Consider the following 13,008-nt stretch of genomic DNA (forward strand, 5'->3'; position numbering starts at 1 on the left):
TAATAAACCTAGCGAATTTGACCCTTTAGCCTAACTTATCTTGCGCCGTTGAAACAGCTAACATGGTTTGAAGGTAATAATCGACACGTGAGTGATTATTGTCTTTATGTGAGTTATGCGCATTAAAGGCTGCATCATGAAGTTTCACCACTCGAGCAATTGGATTTAAACCACAACGGAGTAAATATTCTTCGCGTGTTTCATCTTCACGTTTAGTTAGTGCATCGACGGCATCGCGGATTTCTTTTCCAAATAAACTTTCGATTTTGTCTAGCGTAAGAGGCGTGTCTTCAACACTATCGTGGAGAAGGGCGGTAATAATGTAAATTTCTGAAAATTGATGCTCGATTAATGAATTGACCACACCTTTAATATGGTACTCAAAGTAATCATGAGGGCCATACTTTTGACCTTGATGAGATTCTTTTGACAATGTCTCTGCGAGTTCAACTTGATTTTGAGTCATTTTTTGCTCTTATCACTTTAAGTATATGACGCGGCCTAATTTGTAAGATGGTCGCTTAGGTCATAATTTTATACTGAATAGTGACTCATACGAATACTTCTTAATTAACTATATAAAAATTCGGTATCGGCAAATTTAATAATTATTTATTCAGTAAGTTCTTATAAATTTATATAGAAAATATTTAGTCTTGGAAAAGTTTGATATCTAATATTATCTACTGTACTAAAGTTGCAGATATAAAAGTCGAGTTAAAGATTCAATTAGCTGATGATGTAATCTATGATCTTATAAAGAAATCTATAGCTACTTAAAAATACTTATATGGTGGGATGGTTCTCCTTTCATAGGATAAAAATTTTCATGATATGAAAAGTATAATTTTAAAAGGTGTTTAAATAATGCAATCGAAAGAGATTAAAATAGGGAAAAGTACGATAACTAAGCTGTTACTTAATGACCATGAACTCTCACCTGATTTAGTCTTTGAATCATGGTTAAAGTCTAATTTCTTTTTTATTGAAGAAAATCAAGTTTTGGGAGTCAATGGACTTAGACCACCACAATTAGGTGGAATATTTGCAGCATTGGGTTATGAAAGATCAGATGAAAAAAATGCAGCAACAATTGTTATGCCAACAGGTACAGGTAAAACTGAAACTATTCTATCAATTGTAGTAGCAGGGAAGTTTAAAAAAACTTTAGTCATTGTTCCATCAGATGCATTACGAGAGCAAACAAAAAAAAAGTTTGTTGAACTTGGTTTATTGAGAGAGTTAGGCTTGGTTAGGCCGGATATTCTCAATCCTGTAGTTTCAACCATCAAACATGGGATTACTAATGCGGAAGAATTATCAAAAATATTAAATGCTAATATTTTAATAGCATCTGCGGCATCTCTATCAAAATTTTCAAAGGAATTTTTTGATAAGCTTACTGGTGAATGTACACATTTAATAGTTGATGAAGCTCATCATGTAACGGCTTCTACTTGGGCAAGGATTAAATCACAATTTAGAGATAAATCTGTCTTTCAATTTACAGCTACTCCATTTCGAAGTGATGGTTCAAGAGTAGAGGGAAAAATAATCTTCAATTATCCTTTGAAACGGGCACAAGAGGAAGGATATTTCAAACCTATCGTATTTCACCCTGTACGAGAGTTTGTTGAAGAAAAGTCAGATGAGGCGATAGCTAAGCAAGCTATATTGTTATTAAGAGAAGATTTAGAGCAGGGGTTAGATCATATAGTTATGGCTAGAGCTTCATCTATGAAGCGAGCCAGAGATATCTTCAATATATATTCGAAAGAAAAAGATCTTAACCCTGTATTAATAGATAGTGCAACTAAGAAGAAAGCAGAAGTTCTTAATGCAATTAGAAATAGAGAACATAAGATAATTGTATGTGTAAATATGCTTGGAGAGGGATTCGATCTTCCGCAGCTAAAAATTTCAGCCATTCATGATCCTCATAAAAGTATAAATGTAATGCTCCAATTTACGGGTAGGTTTACAAGAACGACCAAGAATGTTGGTGATGCCAAGTTTATTGCAAACATTGCCAACCCTAGTGTTAATGAAAGTTTGGAAGAACTTTATAAAGAAGATTCAGATTGGAATACAGTAATTAGCAGCATTAGCTCTAGAAAAATTAAAAATGAAAAAGAGTATCAAGCATTTCGAGAGGAATTTTCTGAACCTAGTAAATTATTAGATTTGGGATTAACTCCAAGTATAAGCACTACTATTTATAGAATGAAGTTTGCTAAATGGAAGCCAGAGCAGTTTAGTGATTTTGGAAATAAACAGTTTCAGATCGTAGATTCAGTAATTAATGACGAACAGGATACATTGATTTTTTCTGTTAAGTCATATTTGCCTGTAGGTTGGACAAGTTCTAAAGAGCTTTACGATGAATCATGGGATTTATATATTGCTTTCTATGATAAGGAAACGGATTTACTTTTTATTCATTCTTCTTCAAAAGATGGTTTGGTCAAAAGATTAATGCAACTAATTGCTAAAGATGCTATTCAGGTCAAAGGTGAATACATATTTAGAGCATTGGCTAATTTAAAAAGATTAAAACTTCAAAACGTCGGCCTTAATAAAAATAAGAAGGGACTACGTTATTCTATGCATACTGGAACAGAAATTAATGATCAAATTCCTGACATAGAGGCAAATAGAGCAACTAAATCGAATATTTTTGGTAAAGGGTATGAAAATGGTCAGCTTGTAAGTATTGGCTGTTCATATAAAGGTAAAGTTTGGGCTATGGATAGTGATTCTTTAGACCAATGGGTAGTATGGTGTAAAGGAGTGGGTACTAAAATACTAGACGATACTATTAATACAAATGATGTTATGAAAACTGCCATGCAAACCGAAGAGTTGGAGGCGTTTCCAAATATTCAGGTACTTGCCGTTGAATGGCCAATAGAGATTCTTCGAAAAAATGAATCAAAAATAACTGTTAAAGCAACTAAATGGGAAGAGCCATTAATAAATTGTGATTTAATTTTTAGTGATGAACAGACTCTAGATATGAAAGAGCTTCAGTTCTCTCTACGAACACAATATGGACTTAGTAAAATCTCCATGAAGATTAAAGGCCGTGGAGAGGTGATCTTTCATTCAGAAGATAACCTAGAGATCAAAATTGGTGAACAATCATATTTAATTGCTGAGTTCTTTGAGGAAAATCCTCCAACGCTCTTTTTGAGAGATACTTCAATAATCGATGGTGGTTTTAGATATTACCCTACTGATAATTATGTTTATAAGTATGACATTAATAATACAGAAGACTGGGATTGGCAGGATGTTGATATATCCGTTGAATCACAAACAACAAGTAAGCTAAAACATTCAATTCAATATTTTACCATTAAAAAAATTATGAATGATTATGATTTTATTTTTGATGATGATGGTGCGGGTGAAGTTGCTGATATCGTCGCAATAAAAAACATTGATGATAATAAACTAATCATAGACTTATTCCATTGTAAATATTGTTCCAAAAAAGATGGAGTAGCTACGCCTGGTGCTAGAATCGATGATGTATATCAAGTTGTAGGTCAAGCAGAAAAAAGTGTTAAGTGGTTCGCAGATAAAGAAAGATTAATTTTGCGTTTAATGGAAAGAGAGAGGGAACGTTTGAAACAAGGGAAAGCTTCTAGAATTGATAAAGGAAAATTCGAGGACTTAATCAATTTAGCGAAAATTGCTAGATATGCTGACTTTCAGCTAGGTATTGCTATTGTTCAACCTGCTATTTCCAAAGTGAAAATGTCTGATGATCAATTAACAGTGATCGGGGCTACTGCTGCATATATAGATGAAATTAGTGGTGTAAAACTAAGGGTGATTATTAATAGATAATAAATTGTACAGATATAATTTTACAATTATATCTGTACAACCTCTTCAGTTTAAAAGTTAATTCCTTCATTGTGTGAGGCAACTATTAATTTTCGATTTGTTAGAGAGGCATTAAATACAGTGGAGGTGAATGAAAGTTAAGATTTCATTTTTATCTCTTAAGTTTTTAAACTTTAACTTAATGATATAAAAGATGATTGTAAATATTACTTAAGAGTTTCCTTAATTATCTAATTAAATGAAAAATAATAACTATTTAAATAATTTCTAGCCAATTTCACATTGACACCTCAAATATTGAAGATTACCATTTGCTTGCTGGCCACATTGCCAGTCGGTTTTAGCAGACCGCCTGTAATACCGCATCAGAATTATTCCTTTCTGAGGGATAGTTTTGTGTGTAAGCTCCTAGTCTCCTCCCGTAGCGGTAGGACGGGAGAGGGACACCTTCGGGTGTGCTTGTGTATTACCAAGTCTGCTAACCCTCTTCCGTTCTGCCACCATAAATCTTATGCTCTGGCAGAACTCCATATATAAGGAGTTAGCTTTGCGTATCCAGTATTTCTTGGCAACCTTTGCCAAAAGCTATAACAACACAGCTTAAAACATTTAACGCAGCTTGATCGCCGTAAGGCTTTTCAGGCTTTTGCTCGTTATTACTTAAAACTTTCATCAACAATTAAAACTTGAGATGTGCTCGGCACAGTCTTTACGGCTTTGCTACGCCTTTTTTTCACCTTTAGAAAAGTGGAAGGGTTTTATATCTCATTTATATACAACAAAAATTTAATTTATAACGGTAAAAATATGCAAAATTTAACTCTCCCAACACGTGCTTTTAACGTCGTAAATAAAGCAATTGAGCTGTTCCATTACCACGGCTTTCATTTGGTCGGTATCGACAGACTTACGAGCGAGTCCGAAATAACCAAAATGACGTTTTATCGCTACTTTCACTCTAAAGAACGCTTTATTGATATTTGCCTAGTCGTACAAAAAGAACGACTCCAAGAAAAAGTAGTTTCTATGGTCGAATACGACGAATACACCAGCGCAGCCGATAAACTCAAAAAGCTCTATGACTTACACGCAGACATAGACGGGCTGTATTACTTGTTATTTAAAGCCATTTTTGAAACTAAAAATAACTACCCAAACGCGTACACAATCGCCGTGAGATATAGAACATGGCTCACCAACGAAATATATAGCCAGTTTAGAACACTTAACTCCGATGCTTCCTTTACCGATGCCAAACTCTTTTTATATATGATTGATGGTGCAATCATTCAGCGTTTAAGTTCAGATGAAGTTGATGAAAGGGTGTTGGAGGTGTTTTTGAGGGGGATGTCGGCAATTAAGATTTAAGTTGTAGAGCAGTTTTTAGATATTTTAAGTCTAGTCATAAGGTTAACGTAGACTGTAGTGAAGAGTTAGTTTTGTCTGGCATACGTAAAGGAAAAATGATAAAAGATCTAAAAAAAGTTACTTAAAATGTTATAGTTACATAAGTTAACGATTTTTTATAACTAGTAAACTTAGATCTTGACGAGGTCTGAAACTATTCGAGCATATCAGTTATTAGATTCATGATTAATTCAGATACCTACTCATGACAGTGAAATGAAAACACTTGGATCTAATTAAACTTTATAGAGATATTTAAATGCTTAATATATATGATATTGATAATTTCTTAATTAAAAGAGAATCAGTTATACCTTTTAGAAGCTGCCATTACTTTTATGAAAAGAAAATAGTTTGTACTAATTCACTTATAGATATGTGCGTTCAAATTAATACTATTACCAATAATAATTATGACTTAGAACAATCTTCTGAATTTTTATTTGCTAGTGCAGTTTTAGCAGTCATGAATAAAGATTATAGTAGGCAGCGTGAAAATACAATAAAACTTTTGTTTAAAAAAGATGAAGGTATACCAGTTTTATTATTAAATTTAATCAACCATATTTCTGATTTCTTTAAGGTTAAAGACAATATTAATGAAATTATTAAGCCAATTGATAATGTAGAAATAGAGGTAGCTCACCCATACTTTAAATTTATTTCTTATTTACTTAATATAGATTCCAATAAAAAAATAGAGACATATGTTAATGCATTTAAGAAAATATATGGAACTTATAATAATCAAGAAGTTTTGCTATATTTTTATGAATACTTTCATGAAGTTATTAAATCAAAAACAAGAAATTTAGAAGGATTCACTCAATTTGCCTTTGATAATGTTGATAAGAATAGAATAACCCAAACTATGTGGTTTTTCTTATCCTTGTATAACTTGTTAAGAAATGACTCTAAAGCTATAGAATATGCAAAAATATTTATTTATTCTGATAACTTAGCTAATACATATTCTTATGATAATGCACTTTATTCAAATACTTTGAGAGCAGCAATTAGAGCTTCAGCATGGGATGATTTCTTTTATTTCAAATCTATCGTTAGTGGTAAACCAATAAGCTCAAGTCAAGATTTTTTAAAAATTTTTGAGGAGGGTGAAACAAAATACCTTAAAGAGAGAGAAAGACTAGATCATCCTTTGCATCCTCAAAATATACAAAAAATTGAGTTAGAAAATATAAGAACAGATGATCTTATTCTCTTAGCAAGTGTTGTCTCAAACAGTGGGGAGGATTGGGGAGTACTTTTAAATGAGAGTAGAATTAAGTATATTTTTCCATCTAAAGAATTAGTTTATAGAATTCTTAAAAATTTAATTTTAAAAGATTATTTAAAAATATCTTTAAAAGATTTTAATAAAATTAATGATGATGAATTGTATGATTTTAATAAATTGATAAATAATAATAGATTTCATTTAAATATTAATGGAATTGTAGACAGTAAAGTAATTTCTTTATCTTTGATAAAAGAGGAAATCATAAATAGAAATGATGTCAAAGAATCTATTTTATCAGTTTGGAAAATGATTAATATAGGATACTTCTACAGTACTTATGAGTATTATTTGGCTAAAGTTTCAGATAGCTGGGTAGATGACTTTGAGCTTAATCAGAATGTTATAGAGCGAATAGAAACAATACAATCTACAGCTAGAAGGCTTTCTTTTACTGCTTATAGTGCTGTAAGTGCAACAGTTGCTTTTCATGAATTACAAAGTACTGGAAATAGACATACTCAAAATACTTTACTTTATAATATAAATAAATATCTAGATTTTATAGAAAACGGTGAGGCTGACTATTCTAAACCTCGCTTTTATAAAGCTCCAGTTTTAACTATAGAAACGTTGCTTCATGAACTCTTTAATTTATCTCCAGAAACTATATACAATGAAAATATCTCAATAGATCAGTTATCTTTAGAATAAATTTATTTAATATAATTTAAGAAGTTTGAGAAAAAATATGAAAGATATTGAAATTTTAGAGATCAATGAAATTGGTGATTATGAAGAAGGCCTATCACTATTGTTAGAAGATTCTATCAATAGCGGAGCTTCAATAGGTTTCTTAGCTCCTATAGAAAAGAACCAAGTCTTAAATTATTGGCGTGAGGTCAATAATAAATTAGCACAAGGTAATAGCCGTCTATGGATTGCCATTCAACAAGGAAAAATCGTAGGTAGTGTCCAATTATCCTTAGTAAGTAAAAAGAACGGCGTTCATAGAGCCGAAGTTGAAAAACTCATGGTGCTTACAGCAGCAAGAAAACAAGGAATAGCAACATTACTAATGAATGAGCTAGAAAATTTTTCAAAAGAAAAAGGTCTTCGCTTACTTGTCTTAGATACGCGTGAAGGCGATGTGTCCGAACTTTTATATAGCAAGATTGGATTTGTTCGTGTGGGTGTAATTCCAAGTTTTGCATTAAGTTCAAACGGGAACTATGACGGAACAGCGATTTATTATAAAAGGCTTGTTTAGTTGCTATAAGTATCTATCGAGCAACTCATTGATCACTTAATTCTATATTCAAAGTTTTTTCTAAAAATGAATCACTTTTAGTTTTCCAGACATTAGCAGGCGCAGGATGTTTGGCATCTTGAATAAGTTCTAAGGTGTTTGGAATACCTTTACTATCAAGTAATTGATGTAGCTGAATACTTTGCTTTGGGTCAACAATAGGGTCTTTAGTGCTAACCAATATAAGAGTAGGTGGATATTGAGATGAAATTGGTAGCGATGATCTAGCAGCAGATGCAGTTTCTATATTTTTTTCAGCAGCAATGGTTTGGTTTATTTCATTCATTACATTTGACGGTAGTGTTCTAGTGTTAGAACTCCACTCGGCATACATACCTTTAAAATCATAAAATCCCGATACCAAAATCAAAGCATTTATCTTTCCAGAATTTGCCACAACATTTGCTATGGAAGCACCACAGCTAATACCAACGACTGCAACTTTGTTTGGGTCAACATGTGGCTGTGATCGGGCAAAATTAATGGCTTGTACAAGATTATTTTGTGAAGCTTTAGCACAAAAGTCTGATTTTCCAGATGACTTACCATATCCACTCATAGATACAGCAAAACTAAAAAAGTTCTTTTTACTATATTCATTTAACAAGCCTGAGCGTACAAAGGCTATAGCACCTTGTTTATCTTTCTGAATGCCATGTAAAAAGATAATTGCTGGATACTTTTTATCGGCTAAGAGGGCTGGTTCTTTCCAGTAAATCTCAGTTGTTTGATTATTTGCTGTTAAAAGTTGATGCTGCGCTTGCTTGGTATAAATATAAGGCAGAATAGATACACGAAAAAAGGCATAGAAGCCAATCACTAAAATTAAAGGAAAGATGTAGTAAAGGGCTATATTCTTTTTCTGCTTAGAAAGCATATAAAACTCTATTGTAGTTATTTATGATTGCGAGTGATTCTCTAACTATTGAAATTGGAAATCAATATATAAATTACTTAATTAAATAAACACGGATATCTAAAAACATCCGTGTAAGAAAATTGGTTTAAGTTAATGATGAAAGAAGAAGTTTGCTTAATTTATTCATCATTTAATGCACATTCAAAATTACTTGGGTTTTCTTTACATCTTACTTTTTTCAAAAAATTCATCATTTTGGGGTCGTAAATACCTGCTTTGGTTAGCTGTATACGTGCCTCGCGCATCATTTTCATATAGTTTAATTGTTCATTTTTAGGAATATCCATCCAATATTTTGAAGGAATATCACTTTCATATTTAGCAATAACGCCAAACGTTCTATTGAGTTGGCTGGCTACCCAAGTCCGTGACTTTTGCCCAAAACCTGCTGGAAACTGGTATTTACGAATAATGAAGTTTGCTGAAATTTGAGTTAAAGGAAAACGAATGATTGCTCCTTTCTCCCCCAAACCTTTGTGTAGTTCAAAAGGTTTAAATGCCACAATAGGAGCGGGCACAATATCAATTTCATGATTATTAAACTTTGCGCCAGCGTTGGTCACGTCTACCGATACAGCCTGACCGCCAACCTGTTGCACAAGCTTTGGTTGAGCTTCATCATATTTAAATACCCCAATTTTCTTACCGGCAGCTTTAGCGAGAGTATTGATACTTCTATCATTTACAAATAAATATGCAGGGCCAATAGTCCCTAAACCTGCAATTTCGTAAGGGCCTACCACCATGTTTTTGGCGGCCATGGGTGATGACAACAGCTTATAGGCATTAATTGCCGTTTTCATATTTGTTAATGCGCCAACAGCATCTAAAGATCCTGTGTATTTATTAAATTGGCGCCCACGTAAACCACTAATAATTGCTCCATCACATTTTCCAACTTTTAAATCTTCAGCCGCAACACGTTCATCAACATATGCTTTTAAAGATAGATCAGCTCCCCAATTTTTAGCTTCAAGTGCATAATCCTTTGCTAAAGCAAAAGCTTCTCCAGATTTACCAATTGGGTCAAACACACAGACGACTTGTTGCTTGGCATAAAGTGTTGTTGTTAAACAGGTACTTGTAATAAATAAAATAACTTTCAAACGATCCATATTTAATTATCCATTATTTAAATTATAAAAATTATTTTATGAATCTGGCTTAGATTAGATATGACACTTCAATAAAAATTTAAAGAGAAAAAGTCAAAAGACAGCTTTGAGTTGGATCTAATTTTTTTGTGATTTAGCTATGGCTTATATAATTTGAGCACTATCAGTGAGTTAAATTTAAAGAATAGCTGCACACACGTACTATATCAGTTTTTAAGAGCATGTAAAGAGGGTTTATATAAATATTTATATAAAATTCAATAAGATAGAGAAAATTTTGTGTATTGCAATTTAGCCTAAGCAAATTAATAACTCTAGTAGCCAAAAGGCAATCTAGTAAAAGAAATCTTTACGGTGGCTAGTAAACCAGAATACAAGCTCGTAAAAGCATCTTTAGGATGTAATGAGTAACTCAGCTTGCTAGGGCAAATATAAAGTGTAATTACATTTTATAGAAGGCTGCCTAGAGAATTATTCTGGCTAAAACTAGAAATAGGGTTGCCAAAGTAATTAAAAGCGCTAAGGCCCAGCAGACAGTGGTGCAAGCTTAATAATTGACCACAGTTAAGAATAAACGGTGCAGTAGCAACGTAGAGTAGCCAAAGTCATATATAGGTAGGTTTCTACATATCTTATTTAACATAATATACATTATACGAACTATTGTATGATTTACACTTAGATCTTTGATTTTAATGACTAGATGGGAATCTAGTCATGCAATGCTTTCGATTAAAATTGAAACTTAAATTTAAACACAGTTATATCCTGTTAGTTGTAATTCTGCTTTAAGAATTTTTGCTGAATCAGTTGTAATGAAATTTTGCAGATAGTTTGTTGACTCAAAATAATATTCATGAACTGGTGTATTTATAACTATCTTATCAACAGTTATAGCTGCATTTGCCATATCACAAACATATCTTTTGTCTTTTTCTGAGAGACTTTTTATATCGTTTTCTACACTATTTAGTATCAGTTTTCCATGTACAATCACCGATAACCGTGGATAAACTTTTTCTAACATTTGCAGATATTTCTTTTCATCCTCATAATTTGGATAATCCTGCGCTTGAGCCAAGTTAAATAATGATAGACCAATCAAGCTAATTAGTATGCGTTTCATTTATAAGTTCTTGTAAAGTATATAGACTTTTATTATAACACAATTAAATAAAAATTTTATTGACAACTGAATAATTTTTCTTTTTGTGAATCTCATTGCACTAATCTTGTCTTAGTTTCACTTAATGTACTTATTTAAAAATCAAACTGTATAACCTTAGGCAGCATTACAGCTTAACACTATACAATGACAATTTATTTAATAATACTAACTAGCTTTAGTTATTGTTTAAAATGTATTCAATATTATTTTTATTAATTAAAGCCTTTTATTTTAATTTATATAATTATCAAAAAACTTGGAGATGAAATTATAATTATATAATTAACTTATGGCAACTATATATTGTTATATTAAATAATATTAATTGTTAAATTATTTCGATCCACCCCTTAATTTTATAAAAATTAAGAATATTTTAATTAAAGTATTTATTATCAGTAATTTAATTTTATATCAACCAAGATTCATTATTACTGCAAAATGTGATTTGATTATCATTTTTAATAAAATACCTGTAAAATAATAACTATTTATATAAATAAAATAATTAATGAGATATAGGTCACATGTTATTTATTTATTTTTTATTAAAATGAATTTGCATATTGTTTTTAAATAAAAAATATTGTATCTCTTATATTAACTATTTAATAAATAGGTATATATAAAATGAAAAATAATATATTTAAAATGGTAGTTTTAGCGGTACTTTCCACTTCCCCACTATTTTGTTATGCGAATAACACAATAATGATTAAAGGAAATATTGTTGAAGATACTTGTTCTACAATAAATGTTGAAAAAGAGTGTGCTCAAATCAATACTCTGAATACGACTATTGATACTCAATATTTAAGCAAAGATAATGTATTCAACTTAGCAAGACATACTGAAAAAATGGATACGAGTATCGAAACCATAAGTGCTAATAAAAAGGTTGTTCTTGTTAACTATCATTGATAGCTCACATCAACTAAGTCTTATTTCTCTTTAATAGATAGGTATAGCTCAAGAGCGAATTTCCGATTTTCATATGGCAATCTAGCCGAAATTAAAAATTCGCTCTTTTCTCCAAAAAATGTTAAATTATTCACGTTTTTTCAAACACAAAGATAAATAGTTCTATATAATCACTTCATTAAATTTTCCTTAAAATAATTTCCCTTAATTGTATTGCTTCTTTTACAGTTGTTTTTATAGCCAGATATTATTTAATTTTTATATTAAAAACAGTAGTTTATATTAAAAATAGTATTCATTATTGTAAATCAAATGATCAAAAATTTTTCTTATTACGGAAAAATAGTGTGATGAAGTTTGCATTTTGTTTAAAAAGTGTTAGTATCGCCGCATTACTTTTCAAGATGCCAACTTCTGGAAAAGTAACAGATTAAACTTTTATCCAGACTTTTGAGAAAACACTATGAAAAAACTTGCTTTGATCGCTGCTCTTTCAGTTGTAGGGATTGCGAACGCTCAAGCTGCTGATGGTACAATTACAATTAATGGTTTAGTAACAGACAAAACTTGTGACATCGTTACACCTGCTGGTAAAGACTTCACAGTTACTCTTCCAACTGTTTCTAAACAAACTTTAGCTGCTGCTGGTAACGTTGCTGGCCGTACTCCTTTCCAAATCAAATTAGCTAACTGTTCAGAAGGTAAAGTTGCGACTTACTTCGAACCAGGTGCAACGGTTGACTTCAATACTGGTCGTTTACTTAACCAAGACGCTACTGGTGCTAAAAACGTTAACGTTCAACTTTTAGGTAGCAACAACCAAGTAATTCCAGTTCTTGCTGCTGGTGCAAATGGCGCTCAAGCAAACTCTCAGTGGGTTGACGTTGCTAAAGCTGGTAGTGCAGACCTTAACTACTATGCTGAATACTATGCAACTGGCGCTTCTACTGCTGGTAAAGTGAACACTTCTGTTCAATACACAATTATCTATCAATAATTGATGGATGGTAGGGTTTCTATATTCCTATAGGGACCCTATTTTTGTGTAACGCTTTCCCGAACTTCCTTGGTTGAGAC

At 31.7% G+C, this 13,008-nt stretch carries 11 protein-coding genes; 6 read left to right on the forward strand and 5 right to left on the reverse strand.

The annotated features are described in order from the left end of the window. Positions 1-25: 25 nt before the first annotated feature. On the reverse strand, positions 26-466 hold the full coding sequence (locus tag RMA95_RS12665; protein WP_049065179.1) for an HD domain-containing protein: 441 nt from the start codon (positions 464-466) through the stop codon (positions 26-28). A 401-nt stretch (positions 467-867) separates the two neighbouring features. On the opposite strand from RMA95_RS12665, the gene RMA95_RS12670 reads away from it, so the two are divergent. Further along, entirely contained in the window at positions 868-3,855 is a 2,988-nt protein-coding gene (locus tag RMA95_RS12670) for a DEAD/DEAH box helicase family protein (protein ID WP_272374729.1), read from the forward strand. Positions 3,856-4,396: 541 nt separating this feature from the next. Here the strand turns inward: RMA95_RS12670 and RMA95_RS12675 are convergent. Beyond that, on the reverse strand, positions 4,397-4,528 hold the full coding sequence (locus RMA95_RS12675; protein ID WP_311071029.1) for a hypothetical protein: 132 nt from the start codon (positions 4,526-4,528) through the stop codon (positions 4,397-4,399). A gap of 134 nt (positions 4,529-4,662) precedes the next feature. Here RMA95_RS12675 and RMA95_RS12680 point away from each other — a divergent pair, with 134 nt between their 5' ends. The 3 genes from RMA95_RS12680 to RMA95_RS12690 all read left to right on the forward strand — a co-directional run bounded on the left by RMA95_RS12680 (position 4,663) and on the right by RMA95_RS12690 (position 7,769). Further along, a complete protein-coding gene (locus RMA95_RS12680) occupies positions 4,663-5,223 on the forward strand; it encodes a TetR/AcrR family transcriptional regulator (protein ID WP_311071031.1) in 561 nt (186 codons plus the stop codon). 298 nt (positions 5,224-5,521) lie between these two features. Continuing rightward, positions 5,522-7,213 carry a hypothetical protein gene (locus RMA95_RS12685; RefSeq protein ID WP_311071032.1) on the forward strand — a complete coding sequence of 564 codons (1,692 nt, stop codon included), beginning with the start codon at positions 5,522-5,524 and terminating at the stop codon, positions 7,211-7,213. Positions 7,214-7,250: 37 nt separating this feature from the next. Further along, a complete protein-coding gene (locus RMA95_RS12690) occupies positions 7,251-7,769 on the forward strand; it encodes a GNAT family N-acetyltransferase (protein ID WP_311071034.1) in 519 nt (172 codons plus the stop codon). A gap of 25 nt (positions 7,770-7,794) precedes the next feature. Here RMA95_RS12690 and RMA95_RS12695 read toward each other — a convergent pair whose 3' ends face one another. The 3 genes from RMA95_RS12695 to RMA95_RS12705 form a co-directional block, all read right to left on the reverse strand. Then, positions 7,795-8,685, reverse strand: coding sequence for an alpha/beta fold hydrolase (locus tag RMA95_RS12695; protein WP_311071037.1), 891 nt, complete (start codon positions 8,683-8,685; stop codon positions 7,795-7,797). Between the two features lie 161 nt (positions 8,686-8,846). Continuing rightward, entirely contained in the window at positions 8,847-9,842 is a 996-nt protein-coding gene (gene adeT1 / locus RMA95_RS12700; RefSeq protein ID WP_311071038.1) for a putative multidrug efflux protein AdeT1, read from the reverse strand. A gap of 751 nt (positions 9,843-10,593) precedes the next feature. Next, on the reverse strand, positions 10,594-10,968 hold the full coding sequence (locus RMA95_RS12705) for a hypothetical protein (RefSeq protein WP_263613742.1): 375 nt from the start codon (positions 10,966-10,968) through the stop codon (positions 10,594-10,596). A gap of 672 nt (positions 10,969-11,640) precedes the next feature. Between RMA95_RS12705 and RMA95_RS12710 the strand changes: the two genes are divergently transcribed. Beyond that, entirely contained in the window at positions 11,641-11,931 is a 291-nt protein-coding gene (locus tag RMA95_RS12710; protein WP_311071042.1) for a hypothetical protein, read from the forward strand. A 463-nt stretch (positions 11,932-12,394) separates the two neighbouring features. Then, positions 12,395-12,928: a fimbrial protein gene (locus RMA95_RS12715; RefSeq protein ID WP_000731816.1), complete on the forward strand. Its 534-nt coding sequence runs from the start codon at positions 12,395-12,397 to the stop codon at positions 12,926-12,928. The last annotated feature ends 80 nt before the right edge of the window (positions 12,929-13,008 follow it).

It is taken from the genome of Acinetobacter sp. V110_1, assembly GCF_031798975.1.
GTDB lineage: Bacteria > Pseudomonadota > Gammaproteobacteria > Pseudomonadales > Moraxellaceae > Acinetobacter > Acinetobacter nosocomialis_A.

Coding starts and splice junctions, on each gene's coding strand:
- RMA95_RS12670 (WP_272374729.1), top strand. CDS start 868: ATGCAATCGAAAGAGATTAAAATAGGGAAAAGTACGATAACTAAGCTG.
- RMA95_RS12710 (WP_311071042.1), top strand. CDS start 11,641: ATGAAAAATAATATATTTAAAATGGTAGTTTTAGCGGTACTTTCCACT.
- RMA95_RS12665 (WP_049065179.1), bottom strand. CDS start 466: ATGACTCAAAATCAAGTTGAACTCGCAGAGACATTGTCAAAAGAATCT.
- RMA95_RS12675 (WP_311071029.1), bottom strand. CDS start 4,528: ATGAAAGTTTTAAGTAATAACGAGCAAAAGCCTGAAAAGCCTTACGGC.
- RMA95_RS12705 (WP_263613742.1), bottom strand. CDS start 10,968: ATGAAACGCATACTAATTAGCTTGATTGGTCTATCATTATTTAACTTG.
- RMA95_RS12685 (WP_311071032.1), top strand. CDS start 5,522: ATGCTTAATATATATGATATTGATAATTTCTTAATTAAAAGAGAATCA.
- RMA95_RS12690 (WP_311071034.1), top strand. CDS start 7,251: ATGAAAGATATTGAAATTTTAGAGATCAATGAAATTGGTGATTATGAA.
- RMA95_RS12695 (WP_311071037.1), bottom strand. CDS start 8,685: ATGCTTTCTAAGCAGAAAAAGAATATAGCCCTTTACTACATCTTTCCT.
- adeT1 (WP_311071038.1), bottom strand. CDS start 9,842: ATGGATCGTTTGAAAGTTATTTTATTTATTACAAGTACCTGTTTAACA.
- RMA95_RS12715 (WP_000731816.1), top strand. CDS start 12,395: ATGAAAAAACTTGCTTTGATCGCTGCTCTTTCAGTTGTAGGGATTGCG.
- RMA95_RS12680 (WP_311071031.1), top strand. CDS start 4,663: ATGCAAAATTTAACTCTCCCAACACGTGCTTTTAACGTCGTAAATAAA.